The sequence below is a fragment of the Haloechinothrix sp. LS1_15 genome, from assembly GCF_033042135.1.
In the GTDB taxonomy this organism is placed as follows: Bacteria; Actinomycetota; Actinomycetes; order Mycobacteriales; family Pseudonocardiaceae; genus Haloechinothrix.
In genome coordinates, this window is record NZ_WBXM01000002.1 from 326490 (window position 1) to 347618 (window position 21129).

Annotated in this window: 17 protein-coding genes; 8 read left to right on the plus strand and 9 right to left on the minus strand. The window is 69.4% G+C overall.

Annotated elements, in window-relative coordinates; all coding sequences use genetic code 11:
- Nucleotides 1–18 precede the first annotated feature (18 nt).
- From F8178_RS04320 to F8178_RS04330, 3 genes are all read left to right on the plus strand, one after another.
- Nucleotides 19–1170 carry an acyl-CoA dehydrogenase family protein gene (locus tag F8178_RS04320; RefSeq protein ID WP_317493313.1) on the plus strand — a complete coding sequence of 384 codons (1152 nt, stop codon included), beginning with the start codon at nucleotides 19–21 and terminating at the stop codon, nucleotides 1168–1170.
- 244 nt (nucleotides 1171–1414) lie between these two features.
- Complete coding sequence (locus tag F8178_RS04325; protein WP_317493314.1) at nucleotides 1415–2494, plus strand: alpha/beta fold hydrolase; 1080 nt, start codon at nucleotides 1415–1417, stop codon at nucleotides 2492–2494.
- 122 nt (nucleotides 2495–2616) lie between these two features.
- On the plus strand, nucleotides 2617–3078 hold the full coding sequence (locus F8178_RS04330) for a VOC family protein (protein WP_317493315.1): 462 nt from the start codon (nucleotides 2617–2619) through the stop codon (nucleotides 3076–3078).
- Nucleotides 3079–3183: 105 nt separating this feature from the next.
- Here F8178_RS04330 and F8178_RS04335 read toward each other — a convergent pair whose 3' ends face one another.
- The 3 genes from F8178_RS04335 to F8178_RS04345 form a co-directional block, all read right to left on the minus strand.
- Nucleotides 3184–4392: an acyl-CoA dehydrogenase family protein gene (locus F8178_RS04335; RefSeq protein WP_317493316.1), complete on the minus strand. Its 1209-nt coding sequence runs from the start codon at nucleotides 4390–4392 to the stop codon at nucleotides 3184–3186.
- Nucleotides 4393–4476: 84 nt separating this feature from the next.
- Nucleotides 4477–5781 carry an acyl-CoA dehydrogenase family protein gene (locus F8178_RS04340; RefSeq protein WP_317493498.1) on the minus strand — a complete coding sequence of 435 codons (1305 nt, stop codon included), beginning with the start codon at nucleotides 5779–5781 and terminating at the stop codon, nucleotides 4477–4479.
- A gap of 160 nt (nucleotides 5782–5941) precedes the next feature.
- The gene (locus F8178_RS04345) at nucleotides 5942–7225 is read right to left on the minus strand and encodes a TetR/AcrR family transcriptional regulator (protein WP_317493317.1); all 1284 of its coding nucleotides are present in this window, start codon (nucleotides 7223–7225) and stop codon (nucleotides 5942–5944) included.
- A 156-nt stretch (nucleotides 7226–7381) separates the two neighbouring features.
- On the opposite strand from F8178_RS04345, the gene F8178_RS04350 reads away from it, so the two are divergent.
- Both F8178_RS04350 and F8178_RS04355 read left to right on the plus strand, forming a co-directional pair.
- Complete coding sequence (locus tag F8178_RS04350; protein WP_317493318.1) at nucleotides 7382–8593, plus strand: acetyl-CoA C-acetyltransferase; 1212 nt, start codon at nucleotides 7382–7384, stop codon at nucleotides 8591–8593.
- A gap of 28 nt (nucleotides 8594–8621) precedes the next feature.
- Entirely contained in the window at nucleotides 8622–10805 is a 2184-nt protein-coding gene (locus F8178_RS04355) for a 3-hydroxyacyl-CoA dehydrogenase NAD-binding domain-containing protein (RefSeq protein WP_317493319.1), read from the plus strand.
- A 111-nt stretch (nucleotides 10806–10916) separates the two neighbouring features.
- Here the strand turns inward: F8178_RS04355 and F8178_RS04360 are convergent, their stop codons facing one another.
- Nucleotides 10917–12140, minus strand: coding sequence for an alpha/beta fold hydrolase (locus F8178_RS04360; RefSeq protein WP_317493320.1), 1224 nt, complete (start codon nucleotides 12138–12140; stop codon nucleotides 10917–10919).
- A gap of 103 nt (nucleotides 12141–12243) precedes the next feature.
- On the opposite strand from F8178_RS04360, the gene F8178_RS04365 reads away from it, so the two are divergent.
- The gene (locus F8178_RS04365) at nucleotides 12244–12879 is read left to right on the plus strand and encodes a TetR/AcrR family transcriptional regulator (RefSeq protein WP_317493321.1); all 636 of its coding nucleotides are present in this window, start codon (nucleotides 12244–12246) and stop codon (nucleotides 12877–12879) included.
- A gap of 42 nt (nucleotides 12880–12921) precedes the next feature.
- Here F8178_RS04365 and F8178_RS04370 read toward each other — a convergent pair whose 3' ends face one another.
- On the minus strand, nucleotides 12922–13548 hold the full coding sequence (locus tag F8178_RS04370) for a TetR/AcrR family transcriptional regulator (RefSeq protein WP_317493322.1): 627 nt from the start codon (nucleotides 13546–13548) through the stop codon (nucleotides 12922–12924).
- Nucleotides 13549–13605: 57 nt separating this feature from the next.
- On the opposite strand from F8178_RS04370, the gene F8178_RS04375 reads away from it, so the two are divergent.
- Entirely contained in the window at nucleotides 13606–14022 is a 417-nt protein-coding gene (locus F8178_RS04375; RefSeq protein ID WP_317493323.1) for a hypothetical protein, read from the plus strand.
- Nucleotides 14023–14082: 60 nt separating this feature from the next.
- On the opposite strand, the gene F8178_RS04380 is transcribed toward F8178_RS04375, so the two are convergent.
- The 4 genes from F8178_RS04380 to F8178_RS04395 form a co-directional block, all read right to left on the minus strand.
- The gene (locus F8178_RS04380) at nucleotides 14083–15636 is read right to left on the minus strand and encodes an acetolactate synthase large subunit (RefSeq protein WP_317493324.1); all 1554 of its coding nucleotides are present in this window, start codon (nucleotides 15634–15636) and stop codon (nucleotides 14083–14085) included.
- 42 nt (nucleotides 15637–15678) lie between these two features.
- Nucleotides 15679–17325: an FAD-binding dehydrogenase gene (locus F8178_RS04385; protein WP_317493325.1), complete on the minus strand. Its 1647-nt coding sequence runs from the start codon at nucleotides 17323–17325 to the stop codon at nucleotides 15679–15681.
- 212 nt (nucleotides 17326–17537) lie between these two features.
- Nucleotides 17538–18041: a DUF3830 family protein gene (locus tag F8178_RS04390; RefSeq protein ID WP_317493326.1), complete on the minus strand. Its 504-nt coding sequence runs from the start codon at nucleotides 18039–18041 to the stop codon at nucleotides 17538–17540.
- Nucleotides 18042–18057: 16 nt separating this feature from the next.
- Entirely contained in the window at nucleotides 18058–19314 is a 1257-nt protein-coding gene (locus F8178_RS04395) for an aminotransferase class III-fold pyridoxal phosphate-dependent enzyme (protein ID WP_317493327.1), read from the minus strand.
- A gap of 292 nt (nucleotides 19315–19606) precedes the next feature.
- Here F8178_RS04395 and F8178_RS04400 point away from each other — a divergent pair, with 292 nt between their 5' ends.
- The gene (locus tag F8178_RS04400) at nucleotides 19607–21079 is read left to right on the plus strand and encodes an NAD-dependent succinate-semialdehyde dehydrogenase (protein ID WP_317493328.1); all 1473 of its coding nucleotides are present in this window, start codon (nucleotides 19607–19609) and stop codon (nucleotides 21077–21079) included.
- The last annotated feature ends 50 nt before the right edge of the window (nucleotides 21080–21129 follow it).

Sequence of the window (21129 nt, forward strand, 5' to 3'; positions counted from 1 at the left end):
AGGCGTGAGGAGGAACGGATGATCGATTTCCGGTTGGACGAGGAGTACGAGGACCTGCGCAAGACGGTGGCGGACTTCGCCGCCTCCGAGGTCTCGCCGGTGATCGGGGAGCTGTACGAGCGGGAGGAGTTCCCGTACGGGATCGTGGCGCGGATGGGGCGGATGGGCCTGTTCGGGCTGCCGTTCCCGGAGAGCCACGGCGGTATGGGTGGGGACTACTTCGCGCTGTGCGTGGTGCTGGAGGAGCTGGCGCGGGTCGATTCCTCGGTGGCGATCACGCTCGAGGCGGCGGTCTCCCTCGGCGCGATGCCGATCTACCGGTTCGGCACCGACGAGCAGCGCCAGCGGTGGTTGCCCCGGCTGTGCCGTGGGGAGGCGCTCGGCGCGTTCGGCCTCACCGAGCCGGGCGGTGGCTCCGACGCCGGGGCGACCGCCACCACGGCCGTGTTGCGCGACGGGGAGTGGGTGATCAACGGGAGCAAGGCGTTCATCACCAACTCCGGCACCGACATCACCGACTTCGTCACGGTCACCGCTGTCACCGGGACCAAGCCCGATGGTGGTAAGGAGATCTCCACGATCGTCGTGCCATCGGGCACGCCGGGCTTCACAGTGGAGGCCAAGTACTCCAAGGTGGGATGGAACTGCTCAGACACCCACGGGCTGGCCTTCGACGACGTGCGGGTACCGGAGGAGAACCTGCTCGGCGAGCGCGGTAAGGGATACGCGCAGTTCCTGTCCATTCTGGACGAGGGAAGGATCGCGATCGCGGCGTTGAGCGTGGGGCTTGCGCAGGGTTGTGTCGACGAGTGCCTGCGTTATGTGCGGGAGCGGGAGGCCTTCGGCCAGCAGATCGGGCAGTTCCAGGCGATCCAGTTCAAGGTCGCCGACATGGAGGCGCGCACCCACACCGCTCGGCTGGCCTACTACGCTGCGGCGTCGAAGATGCTGCGCGGCGAGCCGTTCAAGCGCGAGGCCGCGATCGCCAAGCTGGTCTCCTCCAACGCCGCGATGGACAACGCCCGCGAGGCCACCCAGATCTTCGGTGGCTACGGCTTCATGAACGAGTTCCCGGTCGGCCGCTTCTACCGCGACGCCAAGATCCTGGAGATCGGCGAGGGCACCAGCGAGGTGCAGCGCATGCTCATCGCCCGCGACCTCGGCCTGTAACCCCGTGTTCAGGCCTGCGGCACCCCGTGTTGGGGCCTGCGGCACCCCGTGTCGAGCTTGCTGGCACGCCGTGTTGGGGGATGATCCGCGATGTGTCGTAGCTCTCCGGTGACCGCCTCTGGAACTCTGTGTCCCCGCTCACGTACGTACCGTAGACAAGCGTGTGTGGACGGGAAGCGACGCAGGGACATCGGCTGCGAGAGAGGCCGGACCCGCCGGGGCCGGGTAGGTACGGGGCGCAGGCATGAGCTCGCTGGCGATGAGCGTGGCCGCCGCCACGTCGAACCTGCTCCGCAAGGTGCTTGGCGACGGGGTCGCCGACTTGCGCCCAATGCCACGGGTCCTCATCGACCAGGGGCCGCTGCGGGCTGTCTACCGCTACACCTCCCGTGACCCGGAACTCGCGGGCCCGCCGGTGCTGCTGGTCCCACCGTTGGCCGCCCCAGCCGACTGCTTCGACCTGCGTAGGGGGTGCAGCCTCGCCGAGCACCTGCTGTCCACAGGGCGCCGCACCTACCTGGTCGACTACGGCGATGTGTCGTTCTCGGACCGCAATCTCGGGGTGGAGCACTGGATCGACGAGGTGCTGCCCCGTGCGATCCGGCGGGTCAGCGAGGACGCGGGCGACCAGGAGGTGCACCTGGTCTCGTGGTGCCTCGGCGGCATCTTCTCGCTGCTGACCGCAGCCGACGCTGCCGACGCTGCCGACCTGCCGGTCGCCTCGATCACCTCGGTGGCCGCGCCCTTCGACTTCACCGCCATCCCGCTGGTGGCGCCGTTCCGGCCGCTGGTCGATATCACCGGCGGGCACATTCTGACCCCGCTGTACCGCGCGGCAGGCGGGGCACCCGCAGCCGTTGTCAGCAGGGTGTTCCGGCTGACCGGTTTGGACAAGGAGCTCACCAAGCCACTGGCGAAGCTGAAGAACCTAGACGATCGCGACTACCTCGCCCAGATCGAGGCCGTGGACCACTTCATGGACAACATGCTCGCCTACCCCGGCCGCACGTTCGGGCAGCTCTACCACCGGTTCTTCCGGACCAACGATCTCGCCGAGGGCAGCGTCGACCTGGGTGGCAGGGAGATCACGCTGTCGTCGGTCACCGTGCCCGCGCTGATCATCGCGGGTGAGGGTGACGGGATCGCGCCGCGCGCTGCCGTGGAGCGTGTGGTGGGGCTGCTGGACAACGCGCCGTTGGTGCGATTCGAGACGGCGCCGGGCGGCCACCTCGGCGTGATCACAGGCCGCGCCGCCAGGGGGACGACCTGGCGCTACATCGACGAGTTCCTAGCCGAGCAGGCCCCGCTGCAGCCGCGCGGGTAACCCGTTCCGGCAGCGCGACCACCCCGGACTGTCGTACCCCCTGGCTAGGCTCCGGTCAGCGGGGCGTCACGGCGGCCGCCGCCGCGCATGATACGAAGCCGCCCGTCCTAGAAGAGGCAGCCATGGTCGCAGCGATTCCGGAGAACTACCCGAGGGTTAGTCCCCATCTGACCGTCGACGGCGCCACCGAGGCGATCGCGTACTACAGCGAGGTTTTCGGTGCCACCCAGCGCGGTGACCTCTTCACCATGCCCGACGGCAGCGTCGGCCACGCCGAGCTGCAGATCGGGGACTCGGTCATCATGCTCGCCGACGAGAACCCGCAGTTCGGCAACAAGGGCCCACGCACCGTCGGCGGTACGCCGGTGACGATCATGATATACGTCGCCGATGCCGACGCCACCGTGGAGCTCGCCCAGCGCAAGGGGGCCACGGTGGATCAGCCGGTCAGTGATCAGTTCTACGGCGACCGTGTCGGGGTCGTCACCGATCCCTTCGGGCATATCTGGCACATCGCCACGCACGTCGAGGACGTCACCAGCGAGGAGATGGCCCGCCGTTCCGCCGAGATGTTCGCGAGCTGAGCGGCTCCCATGCCGGTGTCGTTGCAGTGTCCGACGGCCCGGCATGCGACGGCCCGCGAGTCCCCCAGTGACTCGCGGGCCGGTGCCCTTCTCCCCTCCGGAGAGTTACTTCAGTTCTGCGCTGCTCTTGCCGAGCAGCTTGCGGGCGACGATGAGCTGTTGGATCTGCTGGGTGCCCTCGAAGATGTCGAGGATCTTGCTGTCGCGCGCCCACTTCTCCAGCAGCGTCTGCTCGCTGTAGCCGAGCGAGCCGCACAGCTCCACGCAGCGCAGCGTGATGTCCACAACGGAACGTCCCGCCTTGGCTTTGGACATCGAGGCCTCCAGCGAGTTCGGCTTGCGGTTGTCTGCCATCCACGCCGCGCTCATGGTGATCAGGTAGGCGGCCTCGAAGTCGGATTCCAGCTGTAGGTAGGTCGCCGCGGCGGCGTGCTGGGTGTTGGCGGGCCGGTCGTAGTCGATCTCGACGCCCGCTTCGGCCAGCAGCCGGGCGGTTTCCTCCAGGGCGGCCTTGGCCAGGCCCACACCCATGGCCGCGACAAGCGGCCGGGTGTTGTCGAAGGTCTCCATGACCCCCGCGAAGCCCTTCTTGGTGTCGATCTCCGGACTGCCGAGCAGGTTCTCCTTTGGCACGCGGCAGTTCTCCAGCCGGATCACCGCGGTGTCGGAGGCTTTGATGCCGAGCTTGTGCTCGAGGCGCTCCACGCGGATGCCGGGTCGGGACTTCTCCACCACGAAGGACTTGATAGCCGCGCGGCCCTTGTTCTTGTCCAGAGTGGCCCAGACCACCACCGAGTCCGCGCGTTCGCCCGCGGTGACGAAGATCTTCTCGCCGTTGAGCACGTACTCATCGCCGTCGAGCTCGGCGGTGGTTGACACCGCGGCCGAGTCGGAGCCGAAGTGCGGCTCCGTGATGGCCATGGCGGCCCAGGTACCTGCGAACCGCTCGAGCTGTTCCTGGTCGGCCACCGACGCGATGGCGGCGTTACCCAGGCCCTGCCGGGGCATGGACAACAGCAGCGCCACATCGCCCCAGCACATCTCGATAGTGCCGAGGACGGTGCGCAGGTTGGTGCCGTTGACGTTGCCGCCGCTGTCGCCGTTGTCGTCGCGGCGCACGCCGGAGGCTCCCGCGCCACCCTCCCCGGACGAGTTCAACCCGTCGATGAGGGAGGCGAGCATGTCCAGCTCTTTCGGGTAGCTGTGCTCGGCGCGGTCGTACTTGCGAGAGATGGGACGGAAGACCTCGGCCGCGGCCTGGTATGCCTGGTTGACCAGCGCTTCGGCTTTCTTCGGGACCTCAAGGTTGATCATCGGTGTGTCTCCTGAAGCGTGACGGGTGGTGCGGGCTCGGTTGGCGCGAACCGGGACGCCCCGGCGTCCTGCGCCGCAGGCGGGTTAGACCAGGACCGCGCCCTCGGCGAGGCCCACGGCGCGCAGGTCGCGGTACCAGCGCTCCACGGGGTGTTCCTTGGTGTAGCCGTGGCCGCCCAGCAGCTGGACGCCCGCGTTACCGATGAACATGCCCTTGTCCGTGGCGAGCTTGCGGGCCAGCGCCACCTCGCGGGCGTAGCTGTGCCCCTGCTCCGCCCGCGAGGCAGCGCGCAGCGTCGTCAACCGGATGCTCTCCAGCTCGATGGCGATGTCGGAGACCTGGAACGCGACGCCCTGGCGGTGGCTGATCGGCTCACCGAAAGCGTGCCGCTCGTTGACGTAGGGGATCACGTAGTCGAGCACCGCCTTGCCGGTGCCCGCGGCCAGCGCGCACCACCCGAGTCGGGACAGCCGCACCGCCTCGGTGATGACCTGCGGATCCCCGCCGCCGAGCAGCGCGCCCGCGGGCAGCGACACCTTGTCCAGGTGCACGGTCGCGGTCGCCGCGCCCCGTAGCCCCATCGCGGGGTCGGCCTCGACCGACACCCCCGAGGTGGTGGCTTCCACGAGGAACAGCGCGGGGCGGCTGCTCTGCGGGCCCTCCAGGTCGGCGGAGATCACGAACAGCTCGGCCGAGGCCCCGCGCGGTACCAGCGCCTTCGCCCCGGTCACCTGGTAGCCGCCCGGGGTGCGCTTGGCGCGGGTGCGCGGGCGCAGCGGGTCGAACAGCGGGGCGTGCTCGGCGAGCGCGAGCGCGGCCACGGGCGGGTTCTCGCCGGTGAACGCCGGGAGGTAGGTGGACTGCTGCTCGGCGTCGCCCCACTGCACCAGGGCGGTGCTGACGGCCGACGGGGCGAGGGTGGCCACGGCCAGTCCCATGTCGCCGTGCGCCAGCGCTTCGGCCACCAGCACGTTGGTGACCACGTCACGCTCGGTGCCGAAACCGCCGACCTCGTCGGGGATGCTGGTCAGCCCGATCCCCAGCTCGCTCGCCCGGGAGAGCAGGCCCTCAGGTGGGTGGCAGGCGGCGTCGGCGTCGTCGGCGGCGGGCCGCAGCTGCTCGGCGGCGAACTCCTGCACCGTCTCGGTGATCATCCGCTGCTCGTCGTTTGGTTCGAGATCGAACAGGTCCCGCTGGCGCGCGGGACCGAGCCGGGCAGGCTTGCCGAGCTTGGTGGTCGCGGTGAACGTGCGTCCCGCGGCGCCGACCGCACGGAACCCGTGCTTGGTGGAGCTGTGCACGACGTTCTCCAGCGGTTTGCGCAGCCCGACTCTGTCGAGCATGCGCGCGCTGGCGAGCTTGTTCAGCGCTGCCAGGCCGAGGCCCATGGCGTCACGCTTCTTCGGCGGCGGACCGACCCGTTGTCCGTTCGTGGTGGGTGCGGCTTCAGACACGGTCACTCTCCCATCGGCCTCGGGCGGCCGTCACGACAAAACCTACTCGTGAGTAAAGTAAACCCTCCGAGTCGGCTCGCGCCAGTGGGGTGCGTCACGTGCTCCGTTCGGGCGAAGAAAAGTTGTCCGTTCTGTTACCGGCTGCGTAGGTCGGGGACGCGGGATCGGGCAGCCCGAGCGCGGTGGCCATCAGGGTCACGAGCTCGGCACGCACCCAGGGCCGCGCCGTGACCCGCCGCGCGCGCAGCAGGTCGTTGGCGATGGTCAGCGCCGCGTGGACGACGACCCGGTTCGCGCTGGTGTCCCGTTCGGGACGCACCGTGCCCAGTAGCCGTACCCACTCGCCGACGTAATCCCGCTGGATCCGGCGTAGCTCGGCGCGCTCGGCCTCGGACAGCGCGCTCATCTGCTGCCCGACCGCCAGCAGATCCGCGTGATTGACCATGGTGTCGACGTACGAGGCGGCCAGCCCGCGCAACGCGTCAGCCTCGTCGGCCGCGGTGTGCGAGACCTGCTGCCTGCCGTGTTCCAGCCGGTCGGCCACCCGTTGCGATACGGCCATGAACAGCGCGGCCTTGCTCGGGAAGTGCCGGTAGACACTGGGGCCGCTGATGCCTGCAGCCGCGCCGATCTCGTCCATGTTGACCTCGTGGAACCCGCGCTCTTGGAACAGCCGCCCCGCCTCGGTGATCAGTTGCTCGCGCCGCGAGGCGCGCAGCACCTGGGGTTCGGCGTCGAGTCCGGTGGCGGCTCCGGTAAGGGTGCCGGCATCCACCGGCGGTAGCTCGCAGTGCAGCACCGCGCGGGCACGCTCGGCCAGCAGCGACTGGAAGCGCCCCTTGGCGATGCGGGTGGCGTGCACCGACGCGCTGCCGAAGACGCTCATCGCCGCGAAGCACAGTAGCTCGGCCTCCGAATCGGCCAGCTCGGGCCGCAGCGTGCGGAGTGTCTGCGTCCAGGTGCGGTACAGCAGCGTGGCACGCTCTCGGAGCGCGGCGTGGTCCTCCTGCCGGAGGTGACGGCGCTGGGTGCGCCACAGCGCGGTGAGCTCTCGCCGCTCCACGGCCAGTCGGGCCAGCGTGGCCAGCAGCGCGTCGACGCGTTCGGGGGAGGGGGTGCCGCCCGTCGCCAGCACCTCGTCGGTGGCCTCGACCAGCTCGTCGAGGCCGCACAGCACGATGTGGCCGAGCATGTCCTGCTTGTCGGAGAAGTGCCGGTAGATCGCGGGTCCGGTCACCCCTGCCGCGGCGGCGATGTCGGTCACGCCGACCTCGTGGTAGCCGCGCGCACGGAACAACTCGGCCGCCACAGCCGCCAGTTGTGCCTTGCGGTTGCCGCGTTTGCCTGGCTTGCCCGCGGTCGTCCTGGTGCCGGTCATAGTAAACACACTCTAGCGCGAGTTGAATAAGTGACAACCCATTGACAACTGGGCATTCGCGCGGATTATGTTAGTCAGTATTAGCGCCACGAGGCAGCCAAGCTAGCTAGCAGTGCCAGCGAACAATGATGCCTGCATCAGGAAGGACATGTTGGCGTGAGCAATGAGGCGTTCATCTACGAGGCGATCCGCACGCCTCGGGGTAAGGGCAAGAAGGGATCCCTGCACGGGATCAAACCGATCGATCTGGTCGTCGGGCTGATCGAGGAGATCAAGCGCCGCCATCCGGGGCTGGACCCGGCCGTCATCGACGACATCGTCCTCGGCATCGTCTCGCCCATCGGTGACCAGGGTGGTGTGCTGCCGCGTGCCGCGGCGATGGCCTCCGGCCTGCCGGAATCCGTCGCGGGCGTACAGCTGAACCGGTTCTGCGCTTCCGGGCTGGAGGCCGTCAACCAGGCTTCGCAGAAGGTCCGCGCGGGCTGGGACAACTTGCTGCTGGCCGGTGGCGTCGAGTCGATGTCGCGGGTGCCGATGGGCTCCGACGGCGGGGCGATGTTCCTCGACCCGGCGACGAACTACGACACCTACTTCGTCCCGCAGGGCATCGGCGCCGATCTGATCGCGACCATCGAGGGATTCTCCCGCGAGGACGTGGACGCGTTCGCGGTGCGCTCGCAGGAGAGGGCCGAGGCAGCGTGGTCCGGCGGGTACTTCTCCAAGTCCGTCGTCCCGGTCACCGACATGAACGGCGTGACCGTGCTCGACCACGACGAGCACCGCCGTCCCGGCACCACTGTGGAGGATCTCGGCAAGCTCAACCCGTCGTTCGCAGGCATCGGCGATATGGGCGGCTTCGACGCGGTGGCACTGCAGAAGTACCACGACGTCGAGAAGATCGACCACGTCCACACGCCGGGCAACTCGTCCGGCATCGTCGACGGTGCCGCGCTGGTCCTCGTCGGCAACGAGCAGGTGGGCAAGGACTTCGGTCTGGCCCCGCGTGCCCGCGTGGTCGCCTCCGCGGTGACCGGTTCGGACCCGACGATCATGCTGACCGGCCCGACCCCTGCGACACGGAAGGTGCTCGACACGGCGGGTCTGACGGTCGACGACATCGATCTGTTCGAGCTCAACGAGGCGTTCGCCTCGGTGGTGCTGAAGTACCAGCGGGACCTGAACATTCCCGACGAGAAGCTCAACGTCAACGGCGGCGCCATCGCCATGGGACACCCGCTCGGCGCCACCGGAGCGATGATCCTCGGCACCATGGTCGACGAGTTGGAGCGCCGTAACGCCCGCCGCGCGCTCGTCACGCTGTGCATCGGCGGCGGCATGGGCCTGGCCACCATCATCGAGCGGGTCTGACGGCACTGTGTCAGAGAGCAGGAGAGCGATGACCGAGAACAAGACCATCCGTTGGGAGCAGGACTCCGACGGCATCGTGGTGCTGACGCTTGACGACCCCAAGCAGTCGGCCAACACGATGAACGCCGACTACATTGATTCGATGCTGGCGATCCTCGATCGCCTCGAGGCCGAGAAGGACTCCATCACCGGTGTCGTGATCACCTCGGCGAAGAAGACCTTCTTTGCGGGCGGTGACCTCAACGACCTGATCCAGGCCCGGCCGGAACACGCCGAGCAGCTGACCACGATGGCCAACCACCGGCTCAAAGCGCCGCTGCGCAGGCTGGAGACGCTGGGCAAGCCGGTGGTCGCCGCGATCAACGGTGCCGCGCTCGGCGGTGGCCTGGAGATTGCCCTAGCGTGTCACCACCGTATCGCGGCCGACGTCAAGGGCAGCCAGATCGGCCTGCCTGAAGTCACCCTCGGGTTGCTGCCCGGTGCGGGTGGCGTCACCCGCACGGTCCGCATGCTGGGCATTCAGGACGCGGTGCTGAACGTGCTGGTCGAGGGCCAGCGGCACAAGCCGCGCAAGGCGCAGGAGGTCGGCATCGTCGACGAGGTCGTCGACTCGGTCGACGAGCTGCTGCCCAAGGCCAAAGAGTGGATCAAGGCCAACGCCGACAATCCCGATGCCTGCGTGCAGCCCTGGGACCAGAAGGGATTCAAGATCCCTGGCGGCACGCCGTCGAACCCGGGCTTCGCGGCGAACCTGCCCGCTTTCCCGGCGAACCTGCGCAAGCAGATCAAGGGCGCGCCGATGCCCGCCCCGCGGGCCATCCTGGCCGCCGCGGTCGAGGGTTCCCAGGTGGACTTCGATACCGCTTCGGAGATCGAGACCCGGTACTTCGTGCACCTGGCCACCGGGCAGGTGTCGAAGAACATGACCCAGGCGTTCTTCTTCGACCTCGAAGCCATCAACAACGGTGAGAGCCGTCCCTCCGGGTACGACAAGCGCACTCCGCGCAAGGTCGGCGTGCTCGGCGGCGGCATGATGGGCGCGGGTATCGCCTACGTATCGGCCAAGGCCGGTATGGAGGTCGTGCTCAAGGACATCAGCAAGGAGAACGCCGAGAAGGGCAAGGACTACTCCCGCAAGCTTGAGGAGAAGGCCCTGTCGCGTGGCAAGACCACCCAGGAGCGCTCCGACGCACTGCTCGGCCGTATCACTCCGACGGACTCGGCGTCCGACATGGAAGGTGTCGACTTCGTCATCGAGGCGGTGTTCGAGGACCAGGCGCTGAAGCACAAGGTCTTCCAGGAGATCGAGGACATCGTCGATGCAGACGCGGTGCTCGGCTCCAACACCTCCACGCTGCCGATCACCGGGCTTGCCCAGGGCGTCAAGCGGCAGGAGGACTTCATCGGGATCCACTTCTTCTCACCGGTGGACAAGATGCCGCTCGTGGAGATCATCTGCGGGGAGAAGACCTCCGATGCCACGCTGGCGAGGGTGTTCGATTACGTGCAGGCGATCAACAAGACGCCGATCGTGGTCAACGACAGCCGCGGCTTCTTCACCAGCCGCGTGATCGGCACCTTCATCAACGAGGCCATCTCCGCGGTCGGCGAGGGTGTGGAGCCTGCGACTATCGAGCAGGCAGGCAGCCAGGCCGGCTTCCCGGCACCGCCGCTGCAGCTGTCGGATGAGCTCACGCTCACGCTGATGCAGAAGATCCGCAAGGAGACCAAGGCGGGCGTGGAAGCCGCGGGTGGCACCTGGACGCCGCACGGTGCGGACGCCGTGGTCGACCGGATGGTCGACGAGTTCGACCGGCCGAGCAAGGCGGCGGGCGCCGGGTTCTATGAGTACGACGAGAACGGCAAGCGGGCCGGGCTGTGGCCGGGGCTGCGCGAGGCGTTCAACTCCGGCAGTGCCGACGTGCCGTTCGAGGACCTGAAGGAGCGGATGCTGTTCGTCCAGGCCGTCGAGACGGTGCGCTGCTTCGACGAGGGCGTGCTGAACACGGTGCCGGACGCCAACATCGGGTCCATCTTCGGCATCGGCTTCCCGCCGTGGACCGGTGGGGTCGTCCAGTACATCAAGCAGTACCCGGGCGGCTTGTCCGGCTTCGTGGAGCGCGCCCGCGAGCTCGCCGCGAAGTACGGCTCGCAGTTCGAGCCGCCGCAGTCGCTTGTGGACAAGGCGGCCAAGGGCGAGACCTTCGCCTGACCCCGGTACGCACGTGGCCCCCGCGGGACGAACCCGCGGGGGCCATATGCGTGTCCAGCGCTCCAGCCCCCCGTGTTCGGCGCTGTGACACGCCGTGTCGTGCGCCCGGTGTCAGCAGGAGTCGACCGGCTCGGCCCCGGCGAAACGCTTGTCCAGCCAGCTGATCGCGAGCGGGCCACCCGCCATCACCCCGGTGATGTGCTCGGCCAGCGGGATCGGTTGCCAGTGCACCTCCGCGCCGAGCTCGCAGTACCGGTCACGGAGCTCGCGCCCCACCTGGTAGGGGATGAGCTGGTCCTTGGTGCCGTGGTATAGGAACAGCGGCGCTTCCGGGGCGTGCTGACCCGCGCGGTTCTCCGCCAGACGCGCCTGCCACTCAGGGTGGGACAGCGGGTCGTCCAGTGTGGTGTACTGGTCGAAGGTGCCGAACGGCGCGGCCGCGCCGAGCTCGGCGGTACAGGCCTCGGAGATGCGCTCGACCGTCCGCTCGCCGCGCTCGGTGAGGATCTCCTCGAAGGGCACATCCGGGTAGGCCGTTGCCAGCCCAAGCGCGGCCCCGAGCACTAGGCCGAAGGCGGGTCCGCCCTCGTTGAACTCCGCCACGTCGGTGAGGTCGGCTGGTACCCCGCCGGGCGCCACGCCGACGATGTCGAGCTCGGGGGCGTAGTCGGGATGGAGCTCGGCGGCGAAGGCTGCGGACTGGCCGCCCTGCGAGTAGCCGAGTACCCCGACCGGCCCGTCGCCGGTCAGCTCGGCCTGCTCGAGGTGCGTGGCCGCCCGCGCGGCGTCCAGCACCGCTCTGCCTTGCGACTGACCGGTGGCGTAGGTGTGCACACCGGGGGTTCCGAGCCCTTCATAGTCGGTGACCACGACGGCCCAGCCCCGCGAGAGCGCCGAGGCCAGCAGGGCGACCTCCTGCTCGGTTCCGGTGCGCATCGCGTACGAGGGGGCGCAGTGATCGCCGATGCCGTGTGTGCCGACGGCGTAGCTCACTAGCGGCCGCTCGCCCTCGCCCTGCCACTCGACGTCGGGTACCAGCAGCGTGCCGGAGACCGCATTGGCCTCACCGGTGGCCGAAGTGGAGCGGTACAGCAGCTGCCAGGATCGCACTGGTACTTCCAGCAGGCGCAGCGGCTCGGCGTGCACCTCGACCTCGCGCTCGTCCAGCAGCTGACCCGGCTCGCCGGGCGGTAACGGGTCGGGCGGGGTGTAGAAGGGATCCTCGGAAGGGGGTGGGGGTTTGCTACCGGTGGTGGCCGTCGCGGGTGCCGCCAGGCCGAGTGTCATGGCGAGTGCCATGGTTGCCGCCGCCACCCCGCGGAGTCCGCGTCGCATGGATTCCCCGCCTTTCGCTAGACTGGTAACTGCGATTTTCGAAATATAGCCCGGCAGGGGTGCCTACGGCAATGGTTGTGACCAGCAGTCGACTGGAGCGCGCGTGACCGACGAGGTGACCACGACCCGGCGTGCCTACCGGGGCCTTGACCACGACGAGCGCCGGGCGGCGCGGCGGGAACGGCTGCTCGACGCCGCGCTGGAGCTGTTCACCGCCGAGGGATACCAGCGGGTGAAGATCGTGCGGATCTGCACGCTTGCCGGGGTATCGACGCGGAACTTCTACGAGGAGTTCGAGGGCAAGGAAGAGGTGCTGCGCGAGCTGCATGAGCGCATCAACGCCGCGGGGATGGAACGAGTCACGACCGCGCTCGCGGGGGCACCGGACGGGGAGCCGGGCGCTCGGATCGCGACGCTGCTCGACGCCTTCCTGTCCGGGGTCACCGCAGACCCCCGGCTGCCCCGCCTGGCCTACGTGGAAGCTGTCGGGGTCAGCCCGGCCATGGAACGCCAGCACCAGCGCTGGGTCGAGCGGTGGGCGACGTTCATCGAGGAGGAGGCCAACCGTGCCGCCAGGCTCGAGCAGGCGCCGCGGCGCGACTTCCGGCTCACCGCGCTCGGGCTGGTCGGCGCCATCACGGGGTTGCTGCGCGCCTGGCAGTCCGGCACCGCGCACGCCTCGACCGACGAGGTCGCCGCCGAGATCCGGGGGCTGATGCTCGCGGCCATCATGCGCTGATCCGGCACGCGTCCCCTGCCGGACCGGGGCGAGGTGTGCGGCTCAGCCGCCTGCTCGGGGTGTCACGCCGGCGCGCAACCCGCCGAACATGGCCCGCAGCAGCGCCGCGCACTCGTCACGGACCTCGCGTTTGCGTTCGGGTGGGGTCTCGGCCAGCCGCAGCCCGGCGCCGCCAAGCATGTGGAAGCACAGCCACGTCATGGTCGGTAGATCCCGTGGCGGCAGGTAATTGGCCTCGCGGAGGCTGCGTACCAACTGCTCGACGAGCCCGAAGGCGTACTTCTCCTCGCACTCCCGCCACTGGGTCCAGCCGAGTGCGGCAGGACCTTCCTGCCAGACCACTCGACCGTAGGTGGGATCGCAACACTCATCGAGGAAGGTGTCCAGCGCGGTCAGTGCCGCCTGCCACGGGTCGTCCACGTCCGCAGCGCTGGCGGCGATGCGCTCGATGGCGGCCAGTTCGAGCTCCTCGAGCACGGCCTGGAACAGCGCCCGCTTCCCGTCGAAGTGGTGGTACACCGCACCGCGGGTGACCTGCGCGGCGACCGCGACGTCAGCCAGCGAGGTAGCCGTGTAACCGCGTTCGGCGAACAGCGTGGCTGCCTGCTCGAGTACGGCGGCGCGGGTGGCCTCGGCGTACATATCGCGGCGGCTCTTGACATGTGGCATACGCTAAGTGTAACGACATACTCTGTGTATGTGACATTCAGGGAGTAGGTGAAGGTCATGTCCGGGTGGGAGCAGTACCGGCGACGGCACCGCCTCGTTGTCGCGGTGGCCGACGACGTCTCGCGGCACGGAGTCGACTCGCTGGATTCCTGGCGCGCCGCGATCGACGTGGAGTTCGGTGACCTCGGCGCGTTCCTGCAGGACGTGCAACGGCACTGGCATACGGCGGTCGACGCCCACCTGGATGGGCTGCTGGAGACCGCCCCCTCGTCCCGGCCGGTCGGCTACGGCTCCGTCGCGGCGGTACTGGCCACCGCGGCACGCGCGAACCCCCAGCTGGTGGCGGTGCTCGACGAGTACGTGGATCACCCGGCGCTGACCGGCGGCAGGCAGCGACTGCGGCGTACGTTGCTCGCTGCGACGGGTGTGGACATCGGCGCGTCGGTGCGGGACGTGCCAGCCGAGGTGGGCTGAGCGGCGCCGGTGCCCTGTGCCTGGCAGGCGACAGGCACTGCCGCGTGCGGCGGGGAGCGTTCACGCCAGCGGTGGGACCATCGCCTCGATGAGGTGCGGTCCCGGCTCGCTGGTGGCCCTGCGGAACTGGTCGGCGAGCTCCTCGGCCGTGGTGGCGCGGGAAGCCGGCACACCCATACCGGAAGCCATCGCGGTGAAGTCGATATCCGGTGTGGATAGGTCGAACAAGGACTTCGCCGCCGCGCCCGACGGTTCGGCGCCGACCCGGCCCAGCTCCATGCGCAGGATCGCGTAGGCGCGGTTGTTCAGCACCACGGTGGTGACGTCGAGCTGCTCGCGGGCCTGCGTCCACAGCGCCGGCAGGGTGTACATGGCGCTGCCGTCGGCCTCCAGGTTGATCACCGGCCGGTCGCGCGCGGCGATGGCCGCGCCGGTGGCCACGGGCATCCCCTGGCCGATCGCGCCGCCGGTGAGGGTGAGCAGGTCGTGCCGCGGTGCCCCAGCTGTGGCCTGCGGAAGCAGCAGCCCCGAGGTGTTGGACTCGTCGGCGACGATCGCGTTGTCCGGCAGCAGCGCGCCGATGACCTCCACCCAGTTCTGCACCGTCAGCGCGCCGCCGGGCAGCGTGGGACGTGCCTGCTCGGCCAGCAGCGGCGCGTACTCTGGCGCCACCCGCCCGGCCAGGTCCTCCAGCGCGCGAGTGGCGTCGTGCTCGCGCCCTGCCAGCTGATGCACCCGCGCGCCCTCGGGGACCAGGTCGCTCGCGTGATCCGGGTAGCCGAAGAACGTCGCGGGTGACCGGGCGCCTGCCAGCACGAGCCGTTGGGTGCCGTCGAGCTGGCCAGCCGCCTGCTCGGGAAGGTAGCCCAGCCGATCGAAGGACGGCAGCCCGGCACCCCGCGGCAACCGGGCGGGAAAGGTCTCCACCAGTACCCGCGCGCCGGTCGCCCGCGCGATCCGGCTCGCCGCACGCAGCCCGGCCTCGGTGCAGGCGGGACCGCCGAGCAGCAGGGTGGTCGGCTCGTCGTCGCGCAGCGCCCCCGCGGCTGCCGCGATCGCGGCCTCGCCCGGCAGGCGCGGTGCCTTGGGCGGGATCGGCTCCACGGGCACACCGCCATCGCCCCAGGACACGTCGCCGGGCAGCAGCAGGCTCGCCACGCGCCCCGGCGGATCCATCGCGGCGGCCACCGCCGCGGCGGTGTCGGCGCCGGCGTCGGCGGCGTGGGAGCTGCGCCGTACCCAGCCGCGCAGCGGGTCGGCAAGCGACTCGATATCCGATTCCAACGGCGCATCGAAACGCTTGTGGTAAGTGGCGTGATCACCCACGATCGCGACGACCGGGCTGCCCGCGCGGCGCGCGTTGTGTAGGTTCGCCCACCCGTTGGCCAGGCCCGGTCCCAGGTGCAGCAGTGCCGCGGCCGGGGTGCCGGTGATCCGGGCGTAGCCGTCGGCCGCCCCGGTGACCACACCCTCCGACAGCCCGAGCACCGCCCGCATCGCCGGGAACGCGTCGAGGGCGGCCACCAGGTGCATCTCCGAGGTGCCCGGGTTGGCGAAACAGACGTCCACACCCGCGTCCAGCAGCGTGCGCAGCACTGACTGTGCCCCGTTCATCCACGCTCCCTTCGCCGAGGTCGGTGTCGTGTCCGCTAGTCGCTACACCGCGTCCGCGAGCGCGCGGCCCGCCTGCCTTCCGGAGAACAGGCACCCGCCGAGGAACGTGCCCTCCAGCGCCCGGTAACCGTGCACCCCACCACCGCCGAAGCCTGCGGCCTCGCCTGCGGCGTAGAGGCCGGGCAGCGGTTGCCCGTCCGGCCGCAGGACCCGGCCGGACAGGTCCGTTTCCAGGCCGCCGAGCGTCTTGCGGCTGATGACGCTCAGCCGTACCGCGATCAGCGGGCCCGCCTTGGGGTCGAGCAGCCGGTGTGGGGAGGCGACCCGCACCAGCCGGTCACCCAGGAACCGCCGTGTCCCGTGGATCGCGGTGACCTGCATGTCCTTGGCGTAGGGGTTGCTCATCTCCCGGTCGCGGGCGACGATCTCGGCTTCCACGGTGGCGGGATCCAACAACGGCTCACTGGTCAGCGCGTTCATCCCGGACACCAGCTCGGCCACGGAATCGGCGGTGACGAAGTCCTCGCCCTTGCGCAGGAAGGCCTCCACCGGCCCCGGCGGCCCCGGCAACGCTCGTCGCAACGTGTCACGCACGCTCTTGCCGGTCATGTCGGGGTTCTGCTCCGAACCGGACAGCGCGAACTCGCGCTCGATGATCCTGTGGGTGAGTACGAACCACGAGTGGTCGTAGCCGGTGGTGCGTAGGTGCGCCAGCGTGCCGAGGGTGTCGAACCCGGGATACAGCGGTCCCGGCAGGCGGTTGCCGCGTGCGTCCAGCCACAGCGAGGAGGGTCCCGGCAGGATGCGGATGCCGTGCTGTGGCCAGATCGGCTCGTAGTTGGTGATGCCCTCGACGTAGTGCCACATGCGGTCGGAGTTGATCAGGCGCGCGCCCGCGGCCTCGCTGATCCCCAGCATCCGGCCGTCGACGTGCGCGGGAACCCCGGACAACAGGTTGGTGGGTGGTTCGCCGAGACGTGCTGGCCAGTTGGCGCGGATCAGCTCCGGGTTGCCGCCGATGCCGCCGGAGGAGACCAGCACCGCCTGCGCCCGTAGCGAGAACCGGTCGACCACCTCGCGCGAGCTCGCCTGCCCGCGGGCGACCGAGCTCGGTTCGAGCACCGAGCCTGCGACGCCGTCCACGGCGCCGCCGGAGGTGGTCAGCTCGTCCACCCGGTGGCGGAACCTTAGCTCGATGAGGCCGCGCTCGGCCGCAGCGCGGACCCGGCGGACGAACGGTTCCAGTACGCCGGGTCCGGTGCCCCAGGTGATGTGGAAGCGCGGCACCGAGTTGCCGGGGCCCGTCGCGCCGTAGCCACCGCGCTCGGCCCAGCCGACGACGGGGAAGATCCGTAGCCCGAGTCCGTGCAACCACGCCCGCTTCTCCCCAGCGGCGAAGTCCACGTAAGCCTCCGCCCACCGGCGGGGCCAGTGGTCCTCTTCGCGGTCGAAACCCGCCGTACCGAGCCAGTCCTGCCAGGCGAGTTCGGCGGAGTCGCGGATGCGCAACCGGCGTTGTTCGGGACTGTTCACCAGGAACAGCCCGCCGAGTGACCAGTGTGCCTGCCCGCCGAGCGAGGCCTCGGGCTCCTGCTCGACGATGACGACACGCTTGCCCGCCTGGGCCAGCGCGTCCGCGGCCACCAGCCCGGCGAGCCCGGCGCCCACCACGATCACGTCCGCGTCCATAGGCCCTCCGATCGGCACGGCGATACGTGATTACTCACGAGTACGGACGCTATCGCGTCACACGGGGACGCGCGAGGGTCTGGTGGTGCGGAGCTGAACGTGACGTTCAGTTCCGTAGACGGAACGAAGGCCACGTTCAGCTCCCGCATCCCGCTCGAGGGTCAAGGCACTGAACGTGACGTTCGGGCCATAGAGGGCGCCGAACGTCACGTTCAGCTCTCCTTCCTGCGGAAGGTGAGGGTCTCGCCCTCCACGCCGCGGAACCACAGGTCGTGGCAGGCGGCGGCCATCTCGTCAAGGCCGTCGGTGATGGTGGCGAAGACGTTGCCGGGGACCCACCCTGCGTCGCCGTTGATGAGCAGGTTGTTGCGCCCGTAGAAGATCGCCAGGTCCGTCGCCCCCGTCGCGCTGTGCGCCTGGCTGCCTTCCTCGTAACCGTAGGCTGGGTTACCGATCTCCCACGGCTCGAACGCGAAGTAGACGACATCGCCAGGGATGGGGGTCACGGTGGGGTTCTCCCTACCGGGTTCCGGGTCGGCGAACGGCGGAACCAGCGTGTACACCTCGTTGCGCGCGTACTTGGCGTGGTAGGCCTGGTCGCCTTGCGGCAGGGCGTCCCATACCGCACGGCAGGTGCGAGGGGCCTCCTCGGTCAGCAGCCGCGCGCGGCAGGACACGCCACGCTTGTCCAAGCTGATGGAGATGTAGCGGGCCACCGTGGCGACACCCCTCTCACCGGTTGGTGGCCGCGGCCACGGCCTCAGACCAGATCCGCAGCGCCTCGTCCACCTGCTCACCGCCGACCACCAGCGCGGGGATCATGCGGACGGTGTTCATCCAGGCACCGCACATCAGCAGCAGCAGCCCCCGCTCGGCGGCTGCTTGCTGCGCGACCTTGGCGGTTTCCGGGTCGGGCGAGCCGTCGGCTGTGACGAACTCGGAGCCGACCATCAGGCCGAGACCGCGGACATCACCGATCGCCCGGTGCCGCTCGGCGACCTCGCGCGCGCCCTCGAGCAGCCGCTTGCCCTGAGTGGCAGCGTTGTCGACCAGCCCTTCCTCCTGGATCACGTCCAGTGTGGCCAGCGCGGCGGCGCAGGCGACGGCGTTGCCACCGTAGGTGCCACCCTGCGAGCCCGGCCAGGCCTTGCTCATCAGCTCGGCGGGGGCGGCCATAGCCGATAGCGGGAAGCCACTGGCCAAGCCCTTGGCGGTGATGAGCACATCCGGGTTGACGCCGAAGTGGTCCATACCCCAGAAGGTGCCGGTGCGCCCGAACCCGGTCTGCACCTCGTCGGCGACCAGCAGGATGCCGTGCCGGTCGGCACGCTCCCGCAGGCCGGCGACGAACTCCGCGTTGGCGGGCACGTAACCACCCTCGCCGAGTACCGGCTCAACGAAGAACGCCGCGGTGTCGTCCGGTGAGGACAGGGTGGCGAACAGGTAATCCAGCTCCTGCAATGCGAACCGGGTGGCCTCGGCCTCGCTCCAGCCGTAGCGGTAGGCGAAGGGGAACGGCGCCACGTGCACCCCACCCATCAGCGGGGCGTAGCCCGCGCTGAACCGGGTGCCCGACGTGGTCAGCGAGGCCGCGCCCACGGTACGGCCGTGGAACGAGCCATGGAACACGATCACGTTGGGCCTGCCGGTGGCCTGGCGGACCAGCCGTAGCGCCGACTCCACCGCCTCACTGCCAGAATTGGCGAAGAACACCGAGTCCAGACCGGGGGGTAGCACCTCGCCGAGGCGCTCGGAGAGCCTGCGTAGCGGTTCGTGCATGACGGTGGTGTACTGGCCGTGGATCAGCCGACCGACCTGTTCCTTGGCGGCGGCTACCACCTTGGGGTGACAGTGGCCGGTGCTGGTCACACCGATGCCCGCCGTGAAGTCGAGGTGGCGCCTACCGTCGCGGTCGTAGAGGTACACCCCCTCCCCGTAGTCGACCTCGACCGGTGTGGCCTGCTTCAGCAGTGGTGAGAGCTGCGACATGGCGAGCGTGACTCCTTCGCGTGCGTGGTGAGCGGACATCCCCTGTTGTCGATTGTTGACAATCTATCTAGCATGGTGCCGACGGCCTGCTCGATTCCTGCCGCCGCGCGGCGCCCTGCTCATGGTCGGGTATCCGACGATAGGTCAGAGCGGCGCCGAGCGCGACACACGGGTGGTGACTGCGCGGGCAGGCCGATGCGGCCTAGTGTGGCGCGCAGCGCGCGCGGAAAGCCACGGGCGCGCGGGCCGAATGAGCGGGTGAACGAGCACGGCGAGGACGAGGAGGTCAGTCATGACCGGCGCGGCGGCTGAGACCAAGGTGATCGACGGGGTCGCCAAGGAGCTGTATATCGGCGGGGCTTGGCAACCCGCCTCGGGGGGTGGCACGTTCCCGGTGCTCGATCCCGCGACCGGGGCCGAGCTGTGCTCGGTGGCCGACGCGTCGCCCGCGGATGGCATCGCCGCGCTGGATGCAGCGGTCGCCGCGCAGCGCTTCTGGGCGAAGCACCCGCCGAGGGAGCGTGGCGAGATCCTGCGCCGTTCCTACGAAATCATCACCGAGCGGGTGGACGACTTGGCGTTGCTGATGACGCTGGAGATGGGCAAGCCGCTGGCCGAGTCGCGGGGCGAGGTCGCCTACGCCGCGGAGTTCTTCCGCTGGTTCGCCGAGGAGGCCGTGCGGATCGACGGCGGCTACGCGGTGTCGCCCAACGGCACCGGCCGCGTGCTGGTGACCAGGCAGCCGGTCGGTCCGAGTATCTTGATCACTCCGTGGAACTTCCCGATGGCCATGGGCACGCGCAAGATCGGCCCGGCCATCGCGGCAGGCTGCACCTCGGTGATCAAGCCCGCCGCGCAGACGCCGCTGTCGATGCTCGCGCTCGCGGGCATCCTCGCCGAGGCAGGCCTGCCGGACGGCGTGGTCAACGTCGTCACCACCAGCAGCTCAGGTGCGGTCATGGAGCCGATGATCCGCGACGGGCGGGCACGCAAGCTGTCGTTCACCGGTTCCACCGCCGTCGGGCGCACGCTGTTGCAGCAATCCGCCGATCAGGTGTTGCGGACCTCCATGGAACTCGGCGGCAATGCCCCGTTCATCGTCTTCGACGACGCGGATCTGGACGCCGCCGTGGAAGGGGCGATGCTGGCCAAACTGCGCAACATCGGGGAGGCCTGCACGGCCGCGAACCGCTTCTACGTCCAGCAAGGGGTGGTTGACGAGTTCGCGCGCCGGATGACCGAGCGGATGGAATCGCTGGGTATCGGTCGGGGCACCGAAGAGGGCGTGACCATCGGACCGCTCATCGACCAGGCCGCTGTGGACAAGGTGGACGCACTGGTGAGCGATGCGGTCAACCGGGGTGCGACGGTGCTCACCGGTGGTTCCGGGCTCGACGGTCCAGGCCACTTCTACCGGCCCACGGTGCTGACCGGCATCCCGGACGACGCACGGATGACGGACGAGGAGATCTTCGGCCCGGTCGCCCCGATCTCGTCGTTCGCCACCGAGGAGGAGGTGCTGGCCAAGGCCAACGACACCCAGTACGGGCTGGTCTCCTACGTCTACACCACTGATTTCGACCGAGCGCTGCGCGTGTGCGAGCAGCTCGAGGTCGGCATGGTGGGGTTGAACCAGGGCCTGGTGTCCAATCCGGCCGCCCCGTTCGGCGGGATCAAGCATTCCGGCGTCGGCCGGGAAGGCGGCACCGTCGGCATCGACGAGTTCCTCGAGACCAAGTACCTGGCGGTGGGCTTGCGCGAGTAGCCGCGGGGGTGCGAGCCGAAGGACTCCTTCGGTACATATTCGGCACCGGA